Annotated in this window: 17 protein-coding genes and 1 riboswitch; of the genes, 2 read left to right on the forward strand and 15 right to left on the reverse strand. The window is 64.7% G+C overall.

Annotation, left to right across the window (positions count from 1 at the left end; all coding sequences use genetic code 11):
* Nucleotides 1–2: 2 nt before the first annotated feature.
* The 14 genes from tenA to hutI form a co-directional block, all read right to left on the reverse strand.
* Entirely contained in the window at nt 3–689 is a 687-nt protein-coding gene (tenA, locus tag CLV78_RS08490) for a thiaminase II (RefSeq protein ID WP_106204339.1), read from the reverse strand.
* Complete coding sequence (locus CLV78_RS08495; RefSeq protein WP_106204340.1) at nt 686–1621, reverse strand: ABC transporter substrate-binding protein; 936 nt, start codon at nt 1619–1621, stop codon at nt 686–688. Before CLV78_RS08495 ends, tenA begins: the two co-directional genes overlap by 4 nt.
* 17 nt (nt 1622–1638) lie before the next feature.
* Complete coding sequence (gene thiD, locus CLV78_RS08500; protein WP_106204341.1) at nt 1639–2451, reverse strand: bifunctional hydroxymethylpyrimidine kinase/phosphomethylpyrimidine kinase; 813 nt, start codon at nt 2449–2451, stop codon at nt 1639–1641.
* A complete protein-coding gene (gene thiE, locus CLV78_RS08505; RefSeq protein ID WP_106204342.1) occupies nt 2448–3089 on the reverse strand; it encodes a thiamine phosphate synthase in 642 nt (213 codons plus the stop codon). The genes thiD and thiE overlap by 4 nt, the downstream gene beginning before the upstream one ends.
* On the reverse strand, nt 3086–3871 hold the full coding sequence (gene thiM, locus CLV78_RS08510; protein WP_106204343.1) for a hydroxyethylthiazole kinase: 786 nt from the start codon (nt 3869–3871) through the stop codon (nt 3086–3088). Before thiM ends, thiE begins: the two co-directional genes overlap by 4 nt.
* Nucleotides 3872–3915: 44 nt before the next feature.
* Nucleotides 3916–4010, reverse strand: a riboswitch (TPP riboswitch).
* 237 nt (nt 4011–4247) lie between these two features.
* A complete protein-coding gene (locus CLV78_RS08515; protein WP_106204344.1) occupies nt 4248–5306 on the reverse strand; it encodes a branched-chain amino acid ABC transporter permease in 1059 nt (352 codons plus the stop codon).
* A gap of 1 nt (nt 5307) precedes the next feature.
* On the reverse strand, nt 5308–6336 hold the full coding sequence (locus CLV78_RS08520) for a branched-chain amino acid ABC transporter permease (protein WP_106204345.1): 1029 nt from the start codon (nt 6334–6336) through the stop codon (nt 5308–5310).
* The gene (locus CLV78_RS08525; RefSeq protein WP_106204346.1) at nt 6333–7073 is read right to left on the reverse strand and encodes an ABC transporter ATP-binding protein; all 741 of its coding nucleotides are present in this window, start codon (nt 7071–7073) and stop codon (nt 6333–6335) included. Before CLV78_RS08525 ends, CLV78_RS08520 begins: the two co-directional genes overlap by 4 nt.
* Nucleotides 7066–7830, reverse strand: coding sequence for an ABC transporter ATP-binding protein (locus CLV78_RS08530; protein WP_106204347.1), 765 nt, complete (start codon nt 7828–7830; stop codon nt 7066–7068). The genes CLV78_RS08525 and CLV78_RS08530 overlap by 8 nt, the downstream gene beginning before the upstream one ends.
* Before the next feature lie 197 nt (nt 7831–8027).
* The gene (locus CLV78_RS08535) at nt 8028–9200 is read right to left on the reverse strand and encodes a substrate-binding domain-containing protein (protein WP_106204348.1); all 1173 of its coding nucleotides are present in this window, start codon (nt 9198–9200) and stop codon (nt 8028–8030) included.
* 228 nt (nt 9201–9428) lie between these two features.
* Complete coding sequence (gene hutU, locus CLV78_RS08540; RefSeq protein ID WP_106204349.1) at nt 9429–11096, reverse strand: urocanate hydratase; 1668 nt, start codon at nt 11094–11096, stop codon at nt 9429–9431.
* Entirely contained in the window at nt 11093–11881 is a 789-nt protein-coding gene (hutG, locus tag CLV78_RS08545) for an N-formylglutamate deformylase (protein WP_106204350.1), read from the reverse strand. The genes hutU and hutG overlap by 4 nt, the downstream gene beginning before the upstream one ends.
* The gene (gene hutH / locus CLV78_RS08550) at nt 11878–13416 is read right to left on the reverse strand and encodes a histidine ammonia-lyase (protein ID WP_106204351.1); all 1539 of its coding nucleotides are present in this window, start codon (nt 13414–13416) and stop codon (nt 11878–11880) included. The genes hutG and hutH overlap by 4 nt, the downstream gene beginning before the upstream one ends.
* Nucleotides 13416–14609, reverse strand: coding sequence for an imidazolonepropionase (gene hutI / locus CLV78_RS08555; protein WP_106204352.1), 1194 nt, complete (start codon nt 14607–14609; stop codon nt 13416–13418). The genes hutH and hutI overlap by 1 nt, the downstream gene beginning before the upstream one ends.
* A 76-nt stretch (nt 14610–14685) precedes the next feature.
* Here hutI and CLV78_RS08560 point away from each other — a divergent pair, with 76 nt between their 5' ends.
* Nucleotides 14686–16050: a formimidoylglutamate deiminase gene (locus tag CLV78_RS08560; protein WP_106204353.1), complete on the forward strand. Its 1365-nt coding sequence runs from the start codon at nt 14686–14688 to the stop codon at nt 16048–16050.
* Nucleotides 16047–16754 carry a histidine utilization transcriptional repressor HutC gene (locus CLV78_RS08565; RefSeq protein WP_106204354.1) on the forward strand — a complete coding sequence of 236 codons (708 nt, stop codon included), beginning with the start codon at nt 16047–16049 and terminating at the stop codon, nt 16752–16754. The genes CLV78_RS08560 and CLV78_RS08565 overlap by 4 nt, the downstream gene beginning before the upstream one ends.
* A 174-nt stretch (nt 16755–16928) precedes the next feature.
* Here the strand turns inward: CLV78_RS08565 and CLV78_RS08570 are convergent, their stop codons facing one another.
* The gene (locus CLV78_RS08570; RefSeq protein ID WP_106204355.1) at nt 16929–18443 is read right to left on the reverse strand and encodes a malonate--CoA ligase; all 1515 of its coding nucleotides are present in this window, start codon (nt 18441–18443) and stop codon (nt 16929–16931) included.
* Between the last annotated feature and the right edge of the window lie 123 nt (nt 18444–18566).

Below are 18566 nucleotides of genomic sequence, written 5' to 3' on the forward strand. Positions count from 1 at the left end.
GCCTAGCTCCGGTCCCAGCCCATTTGCCAGAAATCCACCTCCAGCCGGGTGGCGGTCGCGAAACGCTCGCTCAGTTGCGCCCAGCGGGGGGCAGCGGCGAAGTCGGTCCCGATCCGGCGCTCCAATGCCCGGTCGATCATCCCGCCGACATCGCGGCACAGTTGCTGATAGTCGTCGGCTGCATAGGTTTCGATCCAGTCGCGATAGGGCGTGTCGGCGGTGGCCTCGCCGGCGAGCCGCGCGCCGATCTCTCCGTAGCCCATAACGCAAGGCGCCAGCGCAGCCATCAGGTCGGCGAAATCGCCCGAAAGACCGGCGTCCATCACGTAGCGGGTGTAGGTCAGGTTTGCGGTGCTTTCGGATGCTGAATAAAGATCGGCCTCCGGAATGCCCGCCTCCTCGCAAATTCCCACATGCAGGCGCATCTCGTGATTGACCAGCCCGTCCACCGTGGCAGCAGCCGATTTCATCTCCTCCAGTGTCTCGGACTTGACCACGGCCAACGCCCAGGCGCGGGAAAAATGCACCAGAAAGACATAATCCTGCACGAGGTAGTGCAGGAAACACTCTCTCGGCAATGTGCCATCCTTCAGGCCCTCGACGAAAGCGTGCCGGGTATAGGCGGCCCATTCCGTCCGCGCGGCCTCCCGCCAGAGCCCGAAAGCCCGTCCATACTCAGGCACGCTCATTGGGCACCGAGGTCAATGGCCAGATCAGAGACCGACCGGGTGCCCTCGATCAGGCCGGAATCGGCGAGGAAGGCCTCGAACCGGGCGTAGCGACCGGCATCCAGACCGGCAGGCGCCAGCGAAAAGCGCGGCCAGGTATCGACCCAGGCCTTGGCGTTCAACTCGTCCTGCAGTTCGGCCGCGGTGCCGGAGAACACCTCCCATGCGTCTTCGGGGTTGTTGACGATGTAGTGGGTCGCCTTTTCGGTCGCGGCAATGAAACGCTGCAACTTGTCGGTGTCCATCAACTCAGGGTTGGCGACGTAGATCAGTTCGTCATACGGCGGCAGGCCCTCCTCTTCGAGGTAGAAGCAGCGCCCGCCGACACCCTCGATCTCCATCTGGTTGAGTTCGAAATTGCGGAAGGCTCCCATGACGGCATCGACCTGCCCGGTCATCAGCGACGGGGACAGCGACCAGTTGACGTTGATCAGGTCCACGTCGTCCATGCTCAGCCCGCCATTTCCGAGCACCTTCGTCAGCAGCACTTCCTCAACCCCGGCCACCGAGAACCCAACCTTGCGGTCCTTCAGGTCGGACAACTCCTTGATGGGTCCGTCTTCCAGCACCAGAAGGCAGGTCAGGGGCGTGCCGACCAATGTGCCGACACGTTTGAGCGGCAAACCCTCGGCGACCTGCAAATGCAGTTGCGGCTGATAGGAGATTGCAAGATCGGCCTTTCCGGCAGCGACCAGTTTCGGCGGGTCGGAGGGGTCGGAGGGTGCGACGACCTCGACTTCCAGGCCGGCCTCGTCGAAGTACCCAAGCTCTTCGGCAACGATGATCGGCCCATGGTCGGGGTTCACGAACCAGTCGAGGATCAGGGTCATCTTGTCTGCGGCGAGTGCCGGCGTGGCCGTCAGCAGCGCCGCCGCAAAGGCGAGATTTCTCATGGTGTGTCTCCGTTCGGTCAGGCCGTGGCGACGGGCCAAAGCGCATGGAAATGGTGTGTGGGGCCGTGGCCGTGGCCGACCGCAAGGCTGTCGGCCCCCTCGATGGCTCCTGCCAGCCAGTGTTTCGCCGTCCGGACGGCCGAGGCGAGACTTTCGCCCTTGGCCAGCTCCGCCGCGATAGCCGAAGAGATCGTGCAGCCGGTGCCATGTGTGTTCCTGGTCTCGATCCGGGGGCCTTCAAGCCAGGTGGCGGTATCTTCGGAGATCAACAGGTCGGGGGAGTCCGCGCTTTCCAGGTGGCCGCCTTTCATGAACACCGCCGCGGGGCCATGCTCAATCAACTCGCGGCCCTGGGTCTGCATCTCCCCACGGGTGGCTGCCGTGTCACAGCCAAGCAGCGCGGCGGCTTCCGGAAGGTTCGGGGTCAGAACAGTTGCAAGTGGCAGCAGGTCTTGCCGTAGTGCCGCGACCGCATCCTCTGGCAGCAGGGGATGCCCGCCCTTGGCGACCATCACCGGGTCCAGCACTACCGCACCGGTGAAATCTGTCAGAGCCTCGGCCACGCCCGTCGCAATTTCCGCATTGGCAATCATGCCGATTTTGACCGCGTCCACTCGGATGTCGTCGAAGACAGTGCGGATCTGCTGGTGGACGAACTCGGCCGGCACGACATGCACGCCGGTCACGCCTTGCGTGTTTTGCGCGGTCAGTGCGGTGATCGCGGCCATGCCGTAGACACCACGGGCAGAGAAGGCCTTCAGATCCGCCTGGATCCCCGCGCCGCCCGAAGGATCAGATCCGGCAATGGACAGGGCTGTTGGTATGCTCATTCTTGCTGCTCCCTTTGCACCGCCTCGATCAGTTTTCGGCTGGCCGCCTCCGGCTTCGGCTGACCGCAGATCGCGGACACCACCGCCAGCCCCTCCGCACCGGCGGCAAGAACCGGCCCGGCATGCTCTGCCCCAAGACCGCCAATTGCAACAGCCGGGACAGGGCATTCGGCCACGACCCGTGCCAGCCCGTCGAAGCCGAGCGGCGTGGCGTGGTCGGACTTGGTCGCGGTGGCGAAGACCGGCCCCACGCCTACGTAGTCGACAATGGCGGGATCGACCGCACTGGCGTTGGCGACGTTCTCGACAGAAAGGCCAAGGATCATGTCCGGCCCGATGCGGTGTCGAGCTTGCTCGGGGGGCATGTCGCCCTGACCGATGTGGAGCGCGTCGGCCTGCAACTCGATCGCCGCAGCGACGTCGTCGTTCACAACGAGCTTGCTGCCAGTACCGGCAAGAACGGCCTGCACCTGTCGGCCGATGGCGACCATTTCCGCGGTGGACGCCGTCTTGTGGCGCAACTGTACCGTGCGGACACCGGCGGTGACGGCGGCCCTGGTGGTGTCGGCCATGCCATAGGCGGCGCAAAGCCCGGGATCGAGGACGAGGTAGACCGAGAGGTCGAGCGTGCCCCTCATGCCACGCTCACGCGGTCTTCGTTGAGCGTGTCCGGGCCGACGGCGGCCAGCGCATCGAGGAAAGCCGGGATGAAGCTGCCAGGCCCCTCTGCCTTGTCGGCGGCGAGTTCCCCGGCGGCGGCGAAGTGGACAAGGGCCGCGACAGTGGCGTCGAAGGGCTCTACAACGGCCGCATAGGCGCCGCACACCGTGGTGAGCGAGCAGCCGGTCGCGGTGACCCTTGGCATCAGCGCAGAGCCACCGGCGATGCGGACGGCGCGGGTGCCATCGGTTACATAGTCGACCTCACCGGTGACGGCGACGACGGAGCCCGAGGCTTCGGCTACCTTCCGGGCGCCGGCTTCGGCAGCGGCAACCGGATCGCCGGCATCGACACCCTGACCTGAACTGTCCTCTCCCGCAATGGCCATGATCTCGGACGCGTTGCCACGTACGATTGTAGGCTGCATCTGCAGGAGCTTGCCTGTCCCTTCGCGGCGCAGGGTGGTTGCGAAGCAGGCAACCGGATCAAGGACCCAGGGGGTGCCCGCCTTTTGGGCGACGGCGACGGCCTCGCTCATCCCGGCGAGCCAACGGGGCGAGAGGGTGCCGATGTTGACCGTCACCGCACGCGCAACGGCGGCGAACTCGCCCGATTCCTCCGGGTCGTGGACCATGGCAGGCGCCGCGCCTGCCGCCAGCAAGGCGTTCGCAGCAAAGTTCATCGCGACGAAGTTGGTGATGCATTGAACCAGAGGCGCGGCGTCGCGCATTGCGACGAGGGATTCGGACGGGGTGGGCATATGTCTGGGCCTCCTCGGCGGAGCTTCCCGGACATCGGTTCTGACCTCGGATGTCCGCGACTCCCTCCGCCAGCATGATCTGGTTCAGGTTCAAAGGGTGCTTCTCAGTCCGATTGAACGGACGCCCCTGTCGATGGCCGACCAATAACCAGAACGGCGAACGATTGTCACGACCGAAAACGACAGCGAGCCCGCCGCAGGCGCCGCGTGCGAAGCGCGCGGCCCGGCCCAACGGGTGCGGGTGCATCTTCGATGCGCCTGCGGCGGGCGGGAGCCCTCCCGCCGAGGCTCGACGCTTGCGCATCTCGCCCCGTTTGGGCCGGGCGCGCCTTCGGCGCGAAGGACGTCACACGGGTGCCGACGCGGATCCCAAAGGTCAGCCTCTGCCGCGCAATCGGCCGACGACACCGGTTGGAAAGAAATAGACGCTCAAAACGAAGAGGACGCCAAGCCAGAGCAGCCAGCGGTCGGGGTTCAGCAAGAGCGGCAGAACAGGGACGCCTTCCAGACCCTCGGCGGCGGCGCCCATGAGAGTCTGAAGGTAGTTCTGCGCGACGATGAAAAGCGTCGCGCCAATCACGGCGCCATACATCGTGCCCATACCGCCGATCACCACCATGAGGAGGATATCGACCATGATCTCGAAGCTGAGCGTGGTGTCCGGTCCGACGTAGCGCAGCCAGATGGCATAGAGCGAGCCGGCCAGCGCGGCGGCAACAGCCGAGAGGCAGGTCGCGGCGGTTCTGTAGTAGACCACGCGATAACCTATAGCTTCGGCCCGGAAGTCGTTCTCCCGGATCGACTGTAGGACACGGCCGAAGGGCGAGTTCACGATCCGCAGCAGCAGCAGGAACAGCAGCGTGGAGCAGGCGAACACGAGGTAGTAGTTCAACAGCTTTCCGTTCACGCGGACGCCGAACAGCTTCTCGTCCATGTATTTCTGTGCCGATGTCAGGGCACGCGGGATCTTGTAGTTCAGCCCGTCCTCGCCACCGGTGAGCCCGGAGAGCTGCGAGACGAGAACGGCAACCGCCGAGGCGACGGCCAGCGTGATCATCGCGAAGAAAATCGCACGCACCCGCAACGAGAACAGTCCGATGACCAGGGCAAGGGCAGCTGCCGCGATGCCCCCCGCGAGTGTGCCCACGATCAGCGCATCGAAACCGCGGCCCATGTGAATGGAGGCCAGCGCAACCCCATAGGCCCCCATGCCGAAAAACATGGTGTGGGCGAAGCTGACGATGCCGGCATAGCCCAGCATCAGATCGTAGCTGGCCACCAGAACGATAAAGACACAGATGCGCGCGGCCGTGTCCACGGAGCGGGTGCCGGGAAAAAGGAAAGGCGCAAGAGCCAGGCTGACGAGAATGGCCAGCAGGATCAGGGTCAGCGGGAGCGAGCGCGGCGTGTCGCCGGAGAGGAGTCTGGTCAGCATGTCACTTCGCCTTCACGACCGGCATCATGCCCTGCGGGCGCCACATCAGGATTGCCACCATCAGACCGATATTGGAGATCAGCGCCAGCTTGGGTTCAAGGAAGGCGACGTAGTTCTGCATGAGCCCCACCAGCAGCGCGCCGATGAAACAGCCTTCGACCGATCCGAGCCCGCCGATGATGACCACGATGAAGATCATCACCATGAGGTTGGCGCCCATGTGGGCGGTGATGACCTCCTGGTAGAGGCCCCACATCACGCCACCGAGCCCCGCCAGCGCCGATCCGGCGACGAAGACGCCAATGAAGACAAGCCGCAGACGGTAGCCGAGGGCCTCGACCATCTCCCCGTTCTCGACGCCGGCGCGGACGATCAGGCCGATCCTGGTCGAGCGCAGCATCCAGCGCATGACGAGAAAAAGCAGCAGCCCGAAGCCAACCGCAACCAGACGGTATTTCTCGATCGCTGCCCCGGCGAAGGTGACGGCGCCCTTGAGTGCCTCCGGGCGGGTGAGGAAGATCTCGTCGGGCCCCCAGATCACGAGGATCAGCTGTTCCACGATAATCAGCCCACCCATGGTCACCAGGATCTGCTTCAGGTGGTAGCCATAGACCGGCTGCACGATGACCTTCTCGAAGGCGAGACCGAGCAGGCCGGTGGCAAGGGCGGCGGCGGTGATCGCGAGGATCACCGCCAGCAGGTTCAGCCAGAGCGACGGGGCGCCGGTGAGGCCCGACAGCCCCAGCAACACGGTCACGCCAACGAAGGCCCCAACGGAGATGAAGGCGCCGTGGCCGAAGTTGATGACGTCCATCAGCCCGAAGACCAGCGTCATGCCGGAGGCCATGATGAAGATCATCATGCCCATGGCGAGGCCGGACACGGTGAGCGTGAGCCAGGAGGAGGTCGAAGGGATAAGCAGAAACCCGAGCAATGCCAGCACCGGGATGAGCAGCAATGGCACATGTGGCTCCAGCCGCTGCCAGGGGCTGGCCTGTGCCATGGTGGGTAAATGGTCCGGGGCGCTCATGCTGTCTCCATGCTCAGGCCCATCAGGCGTTCCTGAAGGGATGTGTCGTCGGCCAGGTCCGCCATTGCACCGGTCCAGACCGTGCGCCCGTCATCCATCACCGCACAGGTGTCGCCCAGCATTCGCGCGACGCCGAAATTCTGTTCGACCAGCAGGATTGACGCCCCTTGCGCCTTCAGGTCCCGAAGGGCTCCGGCCATCGTGGCGATGATCGCCGGGGCAAGGCCCTTGGTGGGTTCGTCGATCAGGTAGAGCTTGCGCTCCTCCGCCATTGCGCGGGCGATAGCGAGCATTTGCTTCTGGCCACCAGAAAGCGTGCCGGCTTCTTTCTTCCAGAAGGTCTTGAGTGGCGGGAAGGCCGCGAAGATCCAGTCGAGCCGGGCGCTGTCCAGCGGGCCAGAGGCTGCCGCCAACGTCATGTTCTCCTCGACGGTCAGATCAGAGAAGATCCCCATGTCTTCCGGCACGAAGCCGATGCCTGCACGGGAAATCGCTGGTGTGGGCAGCGCGGTGATCTCCTGCCCATCGAAGGTGATCCGCCCCCTGTGGGCGCGCCAGAGCCCCATGATGGTGCGAAGGGTCGTGGTCTTGCCCACGCCATTGCGACCGAGCAGCATGGTCACGGCGCCCGCCGGCACCTCCAGGTCGACACCTTGCAGGATGTGGTATTGCGCGATGTTGGTACACGCTCCCTCTATCCGCAGGATTGGGGCCTTTTGCGGTGCCGGTTCAGACATCTTCCAGCGCCTTTCCCATGTAGGCTTCCTGCACGACGTCGGATGCCATGACCTCCGCGGGGGGGCCATCCGCGGCGAGCGCACCATTGTGCAGCACGATGATGCGGTCCGCGAGCGTCCGGATGACATCCATCTTGTGTTCGACGAGCAGGATCGTCCGCGACGTGTCGGCCTTGAGTTGCGCGATCAGTTCGAGGACCACGGGCGCTTCATCCACGGACATCCCGGCGGTCGGCTCGTCGAACATGTAGACGACCGGGTCGAGCGCGATCAGCATGGCAACCTCCAGCTTGCGCTGGTTGCCATGGGACAATTCCGAGACCGACTGTCCCGACAGGTCCCACAGCCCGACACGCAGAAGCACGTCGCGCGCAGCATCGTTGATACCGTCATGCGCGGCAGCCATGGAGAAGAGGTCGAACCCCTTTTTTCGCCGGGCCTGCATCACCAGCCGGACGTTCTCGAAAACGCTCAGTCCCGGAAAGAGATTGGTCAACTGGAAGGCGCGACCGATGCCAAGGTCGGTGCGGTCGGCAACCGGCAGGCGCGTAATCTCGCGATCCTTGAGGGTCACGGACCCCTCTGTGGCCGGTATCTGGCCGGAGATCAGGTTGAAATAGGTGGTCTTGCCAGCGCCGTTCGGTCCGACGATGGCGGTCAGCTGGCCCGCGTGAAAGTCACATGTGACATGATCGACGGCGACATGGCCGCCGAAGCGGACGGTCAGGTCTCGGGTCGAGAGGAGCGGTGAGGGCATCGTGGATGTCCGGTTGTGCACGGAGACAGAGTGGCAGAGACCCGCGGGGCGAACATGGTGCGCGACCTGCGGGCGCCGTTGCAACCCGGCGGCACCGCCAGGCCAGTGCTTTGAATGGGGTGATGCGCTTCGGCCCGGCCCGGTCACGCATCGCGACCGGGCCGGAGGTCCGAACGGCGCGAACGCCTGCGGCCCGATCAATTCCGGATCGGGATCTCCATGTCCTCGATCGTCAACTCGCGGACAAGCTCGGGAACGCCGTAGTCCACGTCATCCTTCACCACGGTCTTGAAGTGATACATGGATTGAAGCGCCTGATGATCTTCGGCGCGGAACTTCATGGTGCCCTTCGGCGTTTCCCATTCCATGCCTTCCATGGCGGCGATCAGGTCGTCGGTTTCGGTGGAGCCGGCCTTCTTCAGCGCCTCGACCGCGGCGATACCGGCAGCCATGCCACCCGCGGTAAAGAAATCGGGCGGCGTGTCGAAACGCGCCATGTGCTCTTTCACCAGCCAGTCATTCACCGCGTTGTCAGGGATCTCGTAGTAATAATAGGTCGCGCCCTCCATGCCGGGCAGTTCCCGGTACCCCTTGAGCGCGGCGAGGATGTTCCCGCCGGTGGAGATCTCCACGCCGAAACGTGAGGGGTCCATGGCGTTGATCTTGCCCATCGGGTTGCCGCCACCGGCCCAGATGATCCAGAGCTTTTTCTCGCCCTCGATATCCTTCATCGCGGTGAAGATCCGCTCCGCGGCGGCGGTGAAGTCTGTGGTGTCCGTCGGCACGTATTCCTCGTGCGCCAGCGTCGCGCCGGTTGCTTCCAGTGCCTCCTTGAAGGCGGCCACGCCGTCGCGGCCAAAGGCATAGTCCTGCGCCAGTGTCGCCACGGTCACGCCCTCGCCACCGATGGCGACGGCGTTGGAAATCGCATCCTGGCTGGAGTTCCGTCCTGTGCGGAAGATGTAGCGGTTCCAGTTCTCTCCGGTGATCGAATCGGCGACGGCGGGCTCCACGATCAGAATCTTCTCGTATTCCTCGGCCACTGGCAGCATCGCCAGCGCGACACCGGAACTTACCGGCCCGACGGCCAGCGTGACCTCGTCGTCGCCATAGGCTTCTTCCAGCATTGCCTTGCCGATATCGGGCTTCAACTGGGTGTCCTTCTCGATGATGACGATCTTCTCGCCATTCACCTCGCCGGTGCCGCCGGTGGCATATTCGATCCCCATCTGCAGACCGACATGGCTCTGCTTGGCATAGGCCTCGAAGGGGCCTGTCTTGCCGTAGACATGGGCGATGGTGATATCGGCGCTGGCCGCGCCCATACACGCCATCAGTGCCGCGACACTCGCGGTTGCAAGTCGTTTCATGGTGTCCTCCCCTGTCGCCCTTCCCGGGCGATCAATATCCCTGTAGCCGGTGTTCGCGCACCTTGCAGGACGTTTGCGCCACGACACAATAACGGCACCAACGAAAAAAACGATCCCGTCCCGGTGGAATTGTGGAACAAAATTGCGCTGCGGGGCAACCTGTGGAAAGTGGGTATTGCGCAAGGGAACCCGCGGGCGTGCCGCAACGCATGGCGTGTGAAAGATGGACTACAAAAGCCCCGGCAGCTTCAGACCATGTGCCCGCGCGCAGTCCCGGGCGATCTCGTATCCGGCATCGGCATGGCGCCAGACACCGGAGGCGGGATCGTTCCAGAGCACACGTTCGATCCGCTTCGCGGCCTCCGGTGTGCCGTCGGCGCAGATCACCATGCCGGCGTGTTGGGAGAAGCCCATTCCAACCCCGCCGCCGTGATGAAGACTGACCCAGGTGGCGCCCGAGGCGGTGTTGATCAGCGCATTCAGCAGCGGCCAGTCGGAGACCGCGTCGGAGCCATCGCGCATGGCCTCCGTTTCCCGGTTGGGCGAGGCGACCGAGCCTGAATCGAGGTGATCGCGGCCAATCACGACGGGCGCTTTCAACTCCCCGCTGGCCACCATCTCGTTGAACTTCAGCCCCGCCTTGTGGCGATCCCCCAGGCCGATCCAGCAGATCCGTGCGGGCAATCCCTGAAACGCGATGCGCTTCCGCGCCATGTCGAGCCAGCTGTGGAGGTGCTCGTTGTCGGGAAACAGCTCCTTCATCGCCTGATCGGTCTTGTAGATGTCCTCGGGATCACCGGACAATGCGACCCAGCGGAACGGACCCACGCCGCGACAGAAAAGCGGTCGGATGTAGGCGGGAACGAAGCCCGGAAAGGCAAAGGCGTTTTCCAGACCCTCCTCGAAGGCCACCTGGCGGATGTTGTTGCCATAGTCCACCGTGGGCACTCCGGCTTCGTGAAAGCCGACCATCGCCGCGACATGCACCTTCATCGAGGCCCTCGCGGCGGCTTCCACGGCGGCGGGATCGGTTTCGATCCGCGACCGCCACTCCGCCATGCTCCACCCCTGCGGCAGGTAGCCATTGAGCGGATCATGGGCCGAGGTCTGATCGGTCACGATGTCCGGACGTATGCCGCGGGCGAGGATTTCCGGGACGATATCTGAGGTGTTGCCGAGAAGGCCCACGGATTTCGCCGTGCCGGCCCGTGTCCAGCGGTCGATCATTTCCAGCGCCTCGTCGAGGCTTTCCGTGCTTTCGTCGAGGTATTTCGTGCGCAAACGGAAGTCGATGCTGTCAGGGTTGCACTCGATGGCGAGGCAGGAGGCCCCTGCCATCACGGCCGCCAGCGGCTGCGCCCCGCCCATGCCACCGAGCCCCCCGGTCAGGATCCAGCGCCCCGCGAGCGTGCCGCCGTAGTGCTGCCGCCCGGCTTCGGCAAAGGTTTCGTAGGTGCCTTGCACGATACCTTGCGAGCCGATGTAGATCCAGCTTCCGGCCGTCATCTGGCCGTACATCATCAGGCCCTTGCGATCGAGTTCGTTGAAGTGATCCCAGGTGGCCCAATGCGGCACGAGGTTGGAATTGGCGATCAGCACGCGCGGGGCGTTTTCATGGGTGCGGATGACCGCCACAGGTTTGCCCGATTGCACAATCAGCGTCTCGTCCGCCTCAAGGTCCTTCAGGCTCTCGACGATCAGGTCGAAATCCTCCCATGTCCGGGCCGCGCGGCCGATGCCGCCATAGACGACCAGCTCATGCGGGTTCTCCGCAACATCCGGATGAAGGTTGTTCATGAGCATTCTCAGGGGCGCCTCGGTCTGCCAGCTTCTGGCATTCAGCGTCGGGCCGGTGGGCGGAAAGATGTCACGCGTGTTCTTGCGGGTGTTGCTCACGAAGGCCTCCAGTCACACAGGGATTGCAGAAGCGGGCGGAGGATGACGCGTAGCCGATCCGCCTTGGCGCTGTCCCACGGCCAGGGCGGTGCCTCCTCCGCGAGGTAGGTGGACTGCGCGATTTCCATCTGGATCGCGTGCACGCCGTCCTGGGGACACCCATAGTGGCGGGTGGTCCAGCCACCGCGAAACCGGCCGTTCAGCACGCTTGTCAGCCCGTACGCACCGTCACAGGCCGCGCAGACCAAGGCCTCGACCTCCGCATGGCAGGTTGCGCCACCGTTTGTGCCGATGCTGAGGTCGGGAAGTCGGCCGTCGAAGAGGAACGGGATCCGCGACCGGATCGAGTGACAATCGTAGAGCACGGCAAACCCGAACTGCGCCTGCGCCCGATCCAGCTCAGCGGTCAGTGCGGCGTGGTAGGGCGCATGATGGGCGATGCGGCGTGCCTCGATTTCGTCCGCGTCGGGCGCCTGATGCTCCCGATAGATCGGCCGGCCGTCAAAGTCGGTGGTCGGGCAGAGCGCGGTTGTGTTCTGGCCGGGATAAAGGCTCCCGCCGCCAGGGTCGCGGTTGGCGTCGATGACGTAGCGATGGGTGGTGGTACGGACGGTGGTGGCATCGACCAGCCCGTCATAGAGACGGTGGATATGCCAATCCGTATCTGCCAGCGCGCGCCCATTGGCGTTCAGGCAGTCCAGAACGGACTCCGGCACATATGTCCCGGTGTGCGGCAGGCCGAGCACAAGCGGGCTGTTGCCACGGGTCACCTCGACGACACTCATGTGCGGCCTCCGTCGCTCAGCACGGGCAGGTCAAGGCCGGAGGCCAGCCGGCCATCCGCCACCAACGCGGCGGCCGCGGCGATATCCGGAGCCAGAAAGCGGTCGACGCTGATCGACGGGACCTCTTCGCGGAGGCGGGCCACGACATCCTGAAGTGTGGCGCTGGTCCTGAGAGGGGCACGGAATTCGATGCCCTGCGTCGCGCAGAGCGCTTCCACGGCGAGGATCGTGGCAAGGTTCGCGTTCATCTTGCGCAGGCGCCGCGCCGCGTGGGCTGCCATTGAGACGTGGTCTTCCTGATTGGCCGAGGTCGGCGTGCTGTCGGTCGTGCAGGGATTGGCAAGATGCTTGTTCTCGCTCATCAGCGCGGCGGTGGTAACCTCCGCGATCATCAGGCCGGAATTCAGCCCCGGTTCCGGTGTCAGGAACGGCGGCAGATCGAAGCTCAGGGTCGGGTCGACCATCAGCGCGATACGCCGCTGTGCGATGGCCCCGATTTCCGAGAGCGCCAGTGCGATCTGATCGGCGGCGAAGCCCACCGGTTCTGCATGAAAGTTGCCGCCCGAGACGATCCGGCCACTCTCCACCAGTACCAGCGGGTTGTCGGTCACCGCGTTGGCCTCGATCTCCAGGGTTCGGCCGGCGAACCGAAGGACGTCCAGCGCCGCCCCGGTGACCTGTGCCTGGCACCGGATGCAATACGGATCTTGCACCCGGGTGTCGCCATCGCGGTGGCTTTCGCGGATCTCGGAGCCTGCCATGAGCGCCCGTTGGGTGCTGGCCACTTCGATCTGGCCGGGATGGCCGCGAAGCGCGTGGATCTCGGGCAGCAGCGGCGCCGTCGACCCCATGATGGCATCGGTAGAAAGCGCGGCGGTGACGATGGCATTGGTTGCGTGGCGCCACCCGTCAAAGAGCCCGGCAAGCGCGCAGGCCGTGGAGAACTGCGTGCCGTTGATCAGGGCCAGACCTTCCTTCGGGCCCAACACCAATGGAGACAGCCCGGCCTGCGCCAGTGCCGCGTCCCCTGCGAGAATCTCGCCGTCGAGCATGGCCTCGCCGGCGCCGATCATCACGGCGGCCATATGCGCCAGCGGTGCGAGATCGCCCGATGCGCCAACAGAGCCCTGTTTCGGGATCACCGGGGTCACGCCGCGTGCGAGCATCCCTTCGAGAAGCGCCACGGTTTCCCACGCGACCCCTGATGCGCCACGGCCCAGCGAGAGCAGTTTGAGCACCATCATCAGCCGCACGGTCGCGCGGTCCAGCGGCGTACCCACACCACAGCAATGCGACAGGATCAGGTTGCGTTGCAGCGTGGCGGTATCCTCGGCAGCGATCTTGACCGACGCAAGCTTGCCGAAGCCGGTGTTGACGCCATAGACCGGCGCGTCCTCTCGGGCGGCTTTCCGGACCAGCTCGGCGGCCGCGTCAATGCCGGGACGGGCGTCGGGCGTCAGGCGCACGGACATCTCGTTGCGCCAGATCTCTTCCAGCAGATCGAGCGTGACCGTTCCGGGGGCAAGCTCGTGCATCAGGATGCCCCCGCAAACAGGCGTTCGGCGAGCGGGTTGAAGCCGATCCGGTAGGCAAGTTCGGCCGGTTGCGCCACATCCCAGATCGCCAGATCGGCGCGAAGACCGGCCCTGATCTGCCCACAATCGGGGAGACCAAGGGCGCGGGCCGCCTCTCGCGTGACGCCTGCCAGCGCCTCCTCCGCCGTCATCCGGAACAGCGTGCATCCCATGTTCATGGCAAGAAGCAGGGATGTCATGGGGGAGGACCCGGGGTTGCAATCCGTGGCCAGCGCCATCGGCACGCCATGATCGCGAAAGGCCGCAACCGGCGGATGTCGGGATTCGCGCAAGGTGTAGAAGGCCCCCGGCAGCAGGACGGCGACCGTCCCGGCATCGGCCATGGCTTTCGCGTCGGCCTCTGTTGTGTACTCGACATGATCCGCCGACAGCGCGCCGTATCGTGCTGCAAGCCGGGCACCCCCAAGGTTGGAGAGTTGCTCCGCGTGGAGTTTCGGCGGCAGACCCAACTCGCGGGCCGAGCGAAACACACGCTCGATCTGTTCGGGCGAAAACGCGATACCTTCGCAGAAACCGTCAACGGCATCCGCCAGGCCCTCTGCATGGGCGGCGCGGAGCGCCGGAATGCAGATCTGGTCGATGTAGTCGTCCGCGTTGCCGTCAAAGTCACCGGGCACCGCGTGAGCCCCGAGAAAGCTGGTGCGGACGCGGATGGGCCGCGCGGCCGCGATCCGCCGGGCCGCACGCAGCATGCGAAGTTCGGTGTCGATATCGAGCCCGTAGCCGGACTTGATCTCGATCGTTGTGAGCCCCTCGGCGATCAGCGCATCGACACGTGGCAGGGCCGTCGCCACCAGGTCATCTTCGCTCGCGGCGCGCGTCGCCCGCACGGTCGAGACGATGCCGCCACCGGCACGCGCGACCTCCTCGTAGGAGGCGCCCCGAAGCCGGAGTTCGAACTCGGCGGCGCGGTTTCCGCCATGCACGACATGTGTGTGGCAGTCGATCAACGCAGGCGTGACCAGCCGTCCGCCAAGATCCCGTTGCGGCAGTTCCCGGAGAGCGTCTGGCAGGTCTTCCTCCGCTCCGACCCAGGCAATTCGGCCATCTTCCAGCGACACCGCACCGTTCGGGATCAATCCGAACGGGCGGCCCACCACCATCGTGGCGATCGTTGCGTTCCTGAGAAGCATGTCCCGGGGCCTTGTCTTTTTGCGTGGTTTCAGATTTTTATGTCTGCACATATTAACCTGTCAAGGATGTTCACGAATGCAAAGGCTCTGGGCGCGACAGGCGCTGGTCGACGGCGCATGGCAGCGCGATGTGCTGGTCGAGATCGGTGTCGACGGGCGCATCGCGCATGTTGCCGCCGGGCGACCGGCCGAAGGGCAGACGGTCGGACTGCTGTTGCCCGCACCGGCGAATGCGCATTCCCACGCCTTTCAGCGCGCCATGGCAGGCCTGTCAGAAGGACGGGGTCCGGGCGGACAGGACAGTTTCTGGACCTGGCGCCATCTGATGTACCAATTCCTTGGCCACCTGACTCCAGCAGATGTGGAGGCGATTGCCGCTTTCGTGCAGATGGAAATGCTGGAAGCCGGGTTTGGTGCGAGTGTCGAATTCCACTACCTGCATCACCAGCCCGACGGCGCGCCCTATGCTCATCTGGCGGAGATGTCGGAGCGAATTGCCGCCGCTGCCGCAACATCCGGAATCGGGCTCACGCTCCTCCCGGTGGCCTACCAGTTCGGCGGCTGCGATGGACGCCCTCTCGGAGAGGAACAGCGGCGGTTCGGAAACGACCCCGAGCGGTTTGCGCGCCTCGTGGCGGAGGCTGGCGTGGCCTTGGCCGGGCTGCCGGACGATGCCGTGCTTGGGGTGGCGCCCCATTCGTTGCGCGCCGTCGGAGCCGCGGACCTGTCGGGTTTCGCGAAGCTGGTGCCCGGAGGACCGGTCCACATGCATCTGGCCGAACAGATCGGAGAAGTGGCGGAGGTCGAGCATTGCTACGGGCACCGACCTGTCGACTGGATCCTCGACAAGGGGCTGGTCGACGACCGCTGGTGCCTGATCCACTGCACTCAGATGACCCCGAACGAGACAACCGGACTTGCGGCGACCGGCGCGGTTGCGGGGCTGTGTCCGATCACGGAATCCAACCTCGGCGACGGGATCTTCGATGGCTTGCGCTGGGCACGCGCCGGTGGCGCGCTGGCGGTGGGATCGGACAGCAATATCCGGATCTCTCTGAACGAGGAGCTGCGGGTGCTGGAATACTCGCAACGCCTGCGGGATCGGAGCCGGGCTGTTTTAGCTACGCCGGAGATGAGCACCGGGCGGCGGCTGTTCACGGCCGTTGCCACCGGCGGGGCGCAGGCGGCGGGCCGGTCCAGCGGCAGGCTCGCGATTGGCGGATGGGCGGATCTGGTGGCATTGAACGCGGAGGACCCGGCGCTGGCGGGGCTTGACGGCGACCCGCTGCTCGACAGTTGGATCTTTGCTGCCGGTGACAAACTGGTCTGGCAGGTCTGGAGTGCCGGCAGGCATCTGGTACAGGAAGGACGGCATGTACGCCACGAGGAGATCACGGCTGCCTATTGCAAGGTGATCACACGATTGAGGGAACAGCTATGAGCGTGCAGGAATTCAGGAACTGGCGGTCCATCCGCGAGGAAGTCCTGCGGCGGATCGAGGCACGGGAATGGGAGCCGGGCGACGTGATCCCGCGGGAGGTCGCCCTGGCCGATGAGTTCAACTGCGCCCGGGCAACGGTCAACCGCGCCTTGAGGTCGCTTTCGGACGAGGGAATCCTGGAGCGTCGGCGGAAGGCGGGGACCCGGGTCGCCGAGCTTCCGACACGGCGCGCGACACTGGATATCTCCATCCTGCGGCTGGAGATCGAGGCACAGGGCCAGCACTACGGCCACCAGCTTCTTGCGCAGGACCACGAAACGGCGCTGCCACCCGACCTCGAGGCGCTGGCGGGGGTTCCGGTGCCGCACAATCTGCTGCACCTGCGGTCGCTTCACCTCGCGGACGGGGTGCCATATGCGCTGGAGGAGCGCTGGATCAACCTCGAAACCGCCAGAGAAGCGGAAGCCATGGATTTCAGAGAGATCAGTCCCAACGAATGGTTGGTGAACCATGTGCCCTACACGGCCTGCGACTTCACCTTTTCGGCCATGGCAGCCGATCCGGTTGTAGCGCGCAGCCTGAAGGCGCGCTCCGGCCAGCCGCTGTTCCGCATCGACCGGACCACACGCCAACGCGGCGCGCTTGTGACGGCCGTGTGCCAGATCTTTCCGCCCGGATACAGGTTGCGAACAGGCGTGGCCTGAGGGACATCGGATCCATTGCATGGCCCCGGGGGCTCCCGCCCCTTTGCGCAGCAGCAAAGCTGACGCGAAAAGCGTTGGGCCGGGCGCGCCTTCGGCGCGCGTGGGGCGCATCAAGCGGCGGAGATCGTACGCAGCAAATGGGCCCGGACTTCGGAAACTGCACCGGTCCCCAGGTCAGGCGGCGAATACATCGCCATAGGTCTGGCGCAGGATCTTTTTCTGAACCTTGCCCATCGTGTTGCGTGGCAATTCGTCCACGATCACGTAGTGCCGCGGTTGCTTGAACCGTGCCAGCCGCCCGTCCAGCGCATGTTCCACCGCTTCGATATCAAGCGCTGCGCCCGGCTCGGGCACCAGCACAGCCACCACGCTCTCCCCGAAATCGGGATGTGGGGCACCGATCACCGCACTTTCCAGCACGCCAGGCAAGTCATCCAGCACGAGTTCGACATCCTTGGGATAGACGTTGAACCCGCCCGAAATGATCAGGTCCTTGCCCCGCCCAACGATCGTGACATAGCCGTCGTCGCTCATCCGACCCAGGTCGCCGGTGATGAAAAATCCGTTCGGTCGCAGCTCCTCCGCTGTCTTTTCCGGCATCTGCCAATAGCCCTTGAAGACATTGTCGCCGCGCACCTCGATCATCCCGACATCACCGCGCGGGACCTCCTCTCCGGTGTCCGGGTCGGTGATCTTCAACTCCACGCCCGGCAGCGGCATGCCCACCGTGCCCGCCCGGCGTTCATGCCTGTAGGGGTTGGAGGTGTTCATATTCGTCTCGGTCATGCCGTAGCGTTCGAGGATCCGATGGCCGGTCCGCTCCTCGAACGCCTTGTGGGTCTCCGACAGGAGCGGCGCGGAGCCGGAGATGAAGAGCCGCATGTTGGAGCAAAGCTCCTTAGTGAAGGCGGGATCGTCCAACATCCGGGTGTAGAACGTCGGCACCCCCATCATCGTTGTTGCATGCGGCAGGGCCTGCATAACCTGGTCAAGGTTGAACCGCGGCATGAAGATCATCGCTCCACCGGCCAGCAGCATCACGTTGGTGGCCACGAAGAGCCCGTGCGTGTGAAAGATCGGCAGCGCATGGATCAGCACGTCACTGTCGGTAAAGCGCCAGTATTCCTTGAGCACAACGGTGTTCGAGAGCAGGTTGCGCTGGGTGAGCATCGCGCCTTTCGACAGCCCCGTCGTACCGGATGTGTAGAGCAGCGCGGCAAGATCTGTCTCAGCCCGGTCGACGACGTCGAAATGGTCCGGCTGCGATTGTGCCGCTTCCGGGAAGGACCCGGTTCCATCAAGTTCCAGAGTTTCGAACCGGACGCCCATGCGGTCGCAATCCCGTTGCAGGTCCCGCAGCGCGTCCTCCCGGCCCAGCACCAGATTCGCGCCCGAATTCTCGATGAAATAGTCGACTTCGAGATGGGTGTAGCCGGTGTTGAGCGGCAGGAAGACAACGCCGGCCATCACACAAGCCGCGTAGACGGCCAGCGCCTGCGGTGACTTGTCGACCTGCGCGGCAAGCCGGTCGCCGGGTTCCAGCCCCATGTCGCGAAGCACATGGGCGTATTGCGCTGCCATGGACATGAAGGTCCCGTGGCTTATCACGCCGCCCTCGGGCAGCATCAGGAATGGCGTTTCCTTGCCGATATGAGGCGCAAAGAGGGCATCGAACAAAGGGTTGGACATCGGAGAAGACCTCTGGAAGTGCTACCCTTCACCTACCCTTCCGCCGGCCCCGAGGGCAAGATGCCGAATGGCCCCGAGTTTTGCAGTGTCGTCGTGCCGCCTGCTATTGCCGAGGTCATGGCG

Origin of the sequence: Aliiruegeria haliotis, from assembly GCF_003003255.1 — a bacterium.
In the GTDB taxonomy this organism is placed as follows: domain Bacteria; phylum Pseudomonadota; class Alphaproteobacteria; order Rhodobacterales; family Rhodobacteraceae; genus Tropicimonas; species Tropicimonas haliotis.